This window comes from Mycobacterium sp. NAZ190054, from assembly GCF_001545925.1.
Taxonomy (GTDB): Bacteria; Actinomycetota; Actinomycetes; order Mycobacteriales; family Mycobacteriaceae; genus Mycobacterium.
This window is the reverse complement of the sequence record NZ_LMVQ01000284.1, coordinates 1-4,846: the sequence shown is the minus strand read 5'-3', so window position 1 is coordinate 4,846 and position 4,846 is coordinate 1. Positions and strand designations below refer to the sequence as shown.

Below are 4,846 nucleotides of genomic sequence, written 5' to 3'. Positions count from 1 at the left end.
ACGCTGTCAACCGCGGGGATCGCGGCGTTTTCAGATGTCTTCACAAACTCCGAACAATGCCGCGGTCACCGCCCTGACCAGCGCAGACACGCCGAAACCCCGTCAGCCCCGATCTACGGCTGCAGTATTAGGTTGACCAACTACGCCCAAATCACCCCGGGCCGGGAGCGAACCCGGCGTCGGTGAGTGCGTCGAGCACGTGCAACGGGTCGGTGCCGAGATCCCACCGACTCAGCACCAACAGCCGGTCGTCGGTCGTGTCCACCTCGAGCAGCCGCATCTTGCGGCCGATCCGCCGGAACTCGGTGATGCGGATCCGGGTGATGTCGGCCTTGGTGAGTCGCCGTACGCCCCACCAACCGCGGTAGACCAGAGCGCCCTCGGAGATTGCCAGTTTCGGCCTTGCGCGCCACGACATGATCGCAAACACCACGAGACCGGCCGCGGCAACACCGATCAAAAGGCGCCCCGGCGGGTCTGTGACCAGCGTCACAGCGCCGACAGCCAAGAAAAGGCCCAACACTCCGGCCGCCACGATGCCACCGGGCGAAGGACCCCATTGAGTTTGCTGCACGGGGTGTTCACACCCTCCTACCGCGGGGAACGCGATTATCCACAAGTGCTATCCCCAATGGGGATGAATAACATCCGTGTGATCCGGTGACTCCCGGATGACACGCGGGAGAACGGCGGGCGTCCATAACGGATTCGATCCAGACGCGCCGGCCGGTCACCGCCAGCGCATCGTCAGCAAAAGCCCCGTGATCATGAAGGCAAACGCGATCGCGTAGTTCCACACGTTCAGGTCAGCCATCCATTGCAGGAAGCTCGGCACATCGGGGCCGCTGCCGGCCAGCTGGAACACGATCAGCCAGACCAACCCGATCAGCATCAGGCTCACGAAGAACACCACGAACCAGACGCTGGACGGCCCCGCCTTGACCTTGACCGGAGTCCGGCTCACCGGGTTGATGGTGAAGTCGTTCTTCTTACGGACCTTGGACTTGGGCATGCGTACCTTCGGACGTTCGGCGCCGCCTCTGTCACCGGTGCCACGAACGACCGGTCAGTGCGACGATGTGTAGGGAAAGCCTAACGCAGGCCCGCAGGCGACCTCGGAAAGAGACGGCACCGATGGACGACCGCAACGCTTCCGCCCGGAAGCGATCCGTGTGGCGGTACGGCGTTCCGGTCGTCTGTGCCGCGGCCGGGCTGCTGCTCGGCGTCACCCACGGGGTGTCGGGTGGCGACGAGATCCGGCGCAGCGACGCGCCCCGCCTGGTCGACCTCGTCCGGGAAGCCCAGCAGTCGGTGGACCGGCGCACCGCCGAGCGCGACGCCCTGTCACTGGAGATCGACAACCATCACGGCGGGTCCCCCGGCGCCGACGCCGCACTGGCCGCGATCGTCAACCGGGGTGACGCGCTGGCCGCTGACGCGGCGCTGACCCCTCTGCAGGGTCCGGGGCTGGTCGTCACCCTCAACGACGCGCAGCGCGACGCGCAGGGCCGCTTCCCGCGGGACGCGTCACCCGACGACCTGGTGGTGCACCAGCAGGACATTCAAGCCGTGCTCAACGCGCTGTGGAGCGCGGGTGCCGAGGGCATCCAGGTCCAGGACCAACGCATCATCGGAACCTCCGCGCCGCGGTGTGTGGGCAACACGCTTCTGCTCAACGGCCGCACCTACAGCCCGCCGTATGTGATCTCGGCGATCGGTGACGCGGCGGCCATGCAGTCTGCGCTGACCGAGGCGCCGCTGGTGACGCTCTACAAGCGGTACGCCGCCCGGTTCGGTCTCGGATACACCGAGGAGGTTCGCGAGGTGGAGCTGGTCGGCCACCAGGAGACGGTGCGGATGAGATACGCGCAGCCGCTCGGCCCACTCGGCTACTGAAGCTGCCGGTAACCTGTCCGAATGCAGGTCTTGGTCGTCGACAACTACGACAGCTTCGTCTTCAACCTGGTCCAGTACCTGGGCCAACTCGGGGTGCACGCACAGGTGTGGCGCAACGACGACGACCGTCTGACCACCGACGCCCACCTCAGCCGGGCGGCCGAGGAATTCGACGGCGTGCTGCTGAGCCCCGGGCCGGGCACGCCGGAACGCGCGGGAGCGTCCATCGGACTGGTCCACGCCTGCGCGGCCGCAGGCACCCCGCTGCTGGGGGTGTGCCTCGGGCATCAGGCGATCGGAGTGGCCTTCGGCGGCACCGTGGACCGGGCGCCCGAACTGCTGCACGGAAAAACCAGCACGGTGCACCACTCAGATCAGGGCGTGCTCAAGGGGCTGCCCGATCCGTTCACCGCGACGCGCTATCACTCCCTGACGATCCTGCCTGAGACGATGCCCGCCGAACTCGACGTCACCGCGAAAACCGAGGGCGGCGTGATCATGGGCGTGCGTCACGTCGAACTCCCCATCCACGGTGTGCAGTTCCACCCCGAGTCGATCCTGACCCAGGGTGGGCACCGCATGCTGGCGAACTGGCTGGGCTACTGCGGTCAGGCGCCGGCCGAGACGCTGGTCCGCGAGCTCGAAGACGAGGTCGCCGGCGCGGTCGCGGCCGCTACGACGCGAAGTTCAGCGTGATCCTGGCGCCGTAGTTCACGCCGGTGCCCGGTGACGGGCTCTGGGTCACCACCGCATTGGTGCGCTGACCGCTGTTGGGCACGTCGGCACCCTTGTCGAGGACCCCGGTCCAGCCCAGCGCCCGCAACCGGGGCTCGGCGTCGGTCCAGAATTGGCCGGTGAGGTCCGGCATCACGAACTGGTTCCCGCGGGAGACCTGGATCTGGATCACCGAATCCTGCGGCACGGTCTGCCCCGCGGCCGGTTCGAGGCCGACGACCTGACCGGCCGCGACGGTGCTGTCGACCTGGATCGGCACGCCCTTGGTGAAACCGGCCGCCGCCAGCACCTGCTGGCAGGTTTCCGCCGTCTGCCCGACGCACTCCGGGACCGGGGCGGTGGCCGGGCCCCGGCCCACCACGATGGTGATCTCGTTGGTGATCGCCGAGGTCTGGTTGGCCGGGGGCACCGTCGAGAGCACCCGATCCCGCTGTTCGGGCAGCGACGTCGAGGTCGTCTGCCGGAACCGGTCGAATCCCGCGTCGGTGAGCCGGCGCACGGCCTCGGAGTAGCTGAGGCCGGACACGTCGGGCACCTCGCGCTGCTCGGGTCCCGTCGACACGTTCAGGGTGATCTCGTCACCGGCGGCCACCGAGGTGTTGGCGTCGGGCTCGGTGTTGATCACGTGGTCGGGCGGCACCTCCGAATCCGGTTTCTGCTGTGTGCGGATCGTGAAGCCGCGGTTCTGCAGCGTGGCGATCGCGTCGGCGGACGCCTGCCCACTCACGTCGGGCACCTGCACGTCCCGGGTTTCGCCACCGAAGGTGTTGATGCCGATCGTGACCAGAACTGTCAGCACGGCGAGCACGGCGACGGCGATCAGCCAGCGTCCGAGTGACCCGCCGGGCTCGCGCTCCTGGTAGCGCGGTGGCTCGCTGACCACGGGGTCGACCGGCTCGGTGCGGTGGCCGGCAGGTGTCGAGGCGAGCATCGACGTGCGTTCGGCATCGGTGAACACCTTGGGCGCCTCGGGGGCCTCGCCGCTGTGCACGCGCACCAGGTCGGTGCGCATCTCCGCGGCCGTCTGGTAGCGATTGTCCGGGTTCTTGGCCAGCGCCTTGAGCACCACCGCGTCCAGTTCAGGGGAGATGCCGTTGTGCCGCTGCGACGGCGGCACCGGATCCTCCCGGACGTGCTGGTAGGCCACCGCGACGGGCGAGTCGCCGACGAACGGCGGTTCACCGGTCAGGATCTCGTACAGCACGCAGCCCAGCGAGTAGACGTCGGAGCGGGCGTCGACCTTGACCCCGCGCGCCTGCTCGGGCGACAGGTACTGCGCGGTCCCGATCACCGCCGCGGTCTGGGTGACGGGGTTGCCGGCGTCGGCCAGCGCGCGTGCGATGCCGAAGTCCATCACCTTCACCGCGCCGGTCTTGCTGATCATGATGTTCGCCGGCTTGACGTCGCGGTGGATGATGCCGTGCTGGTGGCTGAAGTTCAGCGCCTGGCAGGCGTCGGCGATGACCTCGATCGCGCGTTTCGGCGGCATCGGTCCGTCGCTGTGCACGATGTCGCGCAGCGTCACGCCGTCGACGTACTCCATCACGATGTACGGCAGCGGCCCGGTCGGTGTCTCGGCCTCACCGGTGTCGTAGACGGCGACGATCGCCGGGTGGTTGAGTGCGGCCGCGTTCTGCGCCTCGCGCCGGAATCGCAGATAGAAGCTCGGGTCACGGGCCAGGTCGGCGCGCAGCACCTTGATCGCGACGTCACGGTGCAGGCGCAGGTCACGCGCGAGATGGACCTCGGACATACCGCCGAAACCCAGGATCTCACCGACCTCGTAGCGGTCGGACAGGTGCTTGGGGGTGGTCATCGCAAAATCTGTTCTGGAACGTGCAGGGTCACCTGGTGTGCCGCGCTGTCAACAGCCCGGGATACCCAGTATTCATCGGGTTCATGATCGCCGAGGGCGGGCGGCGCCGCGCCGGGCGTCTCCGGCGGCGGCACGCTCTCGCTGGTCGGCGTCTCGGTGATGGTGGTCGGTGGCGACTGGTCCCTGCGGTCCTGCGCGTTGAGCACGATCAGGATCGCGATGACGATCGCCAGCGCTCCGAGCACGCCCGCGGCCCACAGCAGCGCCCGCTGTCCGGAGGAGAACGTGCGGCGCGCCGGCGGCGCGGAGCGGCGGAGACAGCCGGGCGGCGAGGCAGGGGTCGGGGGAGGGGGGAGGGGAGGGGCGGGGGGGGGAGGAGGGGTGCGGGAGGGTGGGGAG

6 protein-coding genes are annotated in these 4,846 nt (G+C 68.6%); 2 read left to right on the top strand and 4 right to left on the bottom strand.

The genetic code is table 11. The annotated features are described in order from the left end of the window. Positions 1 to 151 precede the first annotated feature (151 nt). Positions 152 to 574 carry a PH domain-containing protein gene (locus ASJ79_RS19010; protein WP_067958478.1) on the bottom strand — a complete coding sequence of 141 codons (423 nt, stop codon included), beginning with the start codon at positions 572 to 574 and terminating at the stop codon, positions 152 to 154. 156 nt (positions 575 to 730) lie between these two features. Next, positions 731 to 1,012 (bottom strand): cell division protein CrgA, encoded by a 282-nt coding sequence (crgA, locus tag ASJ79_RS19005; RefSeq protein ID WP_067958477.1) that lies wholly within the window; start codon positions 1,010 to 1,012, stop codon positions 731 to 733. A 122-nt stretch (positions 1,013 to 1,134) separates the two neighbouring features. On the opposite strand from crgA, the gene ASJ79_RS19000 reads away from it, so the two are divergent. Both ASJ79_RS19000 and ASJ79_RS18995 read left to right on the top strand, forming a co-directional pair. Continuing rightward, positions 1,135 to 1,896, top strand: coding sequence for a DUF881 domain-containing protein (locus tag ASJ79_RS19000; protein ID WP_067958469.1), 762 nt, complete (start codon positions 1,135 to 1,137; stop codon positions 1,894 to 1,896). Between the two features lie 21 nt (positions 1,897 to 1,917). Continuing rightward, positions 1,918 to 2,592 (top strand): aminodeoxychorismate/anthranilate synthase component II, encoded by a 675-nt coding sequence (locus tag ASJ79_RS18995; RefSeq protein WP_067958466.1) that lies wholly within the window; start codon positions 1,918 to 1,920, stop codon positions 2,590 to 2,592. Here ASJ79_RS18995 and pknB read toward each other — a convergent pair. Both pknB and ASJ79_RS18985 read right to left on the bottom strand, forming a co-directional pair. After that, complete coding sequence (gene pknB / locus ASJ79_RS18990; protein WP_067958462.1) at positions 2,570 to 4,447, bottom strand: Stk1 family PASTA domain-containing Ser/Thr kinase; 1,878 nt, start codon at positions 4,445 to 4,447, stop codon at positions 2,570 to 2,572. The two genes, ASJ79_RS18995 and pknB, sit on opposite strands and share 23 nt — an antisense overlap. After that, positions 4,444 to 4,692, bottom strand: coding sequence for a hypothetical protein (locus tag ASJ79_RS18985; protein ID WP_067958460.1), 249 nt, complete (start codon positions 4,690 to 4,692; stop codon positions 4,444 to 4,446). Before ASJ79_RS18985 ends, pknB begins: the two co-directional genes overlap by 4 nt. Positions 4,693 to 4,846: the final 154 nt, after the last annotated feature.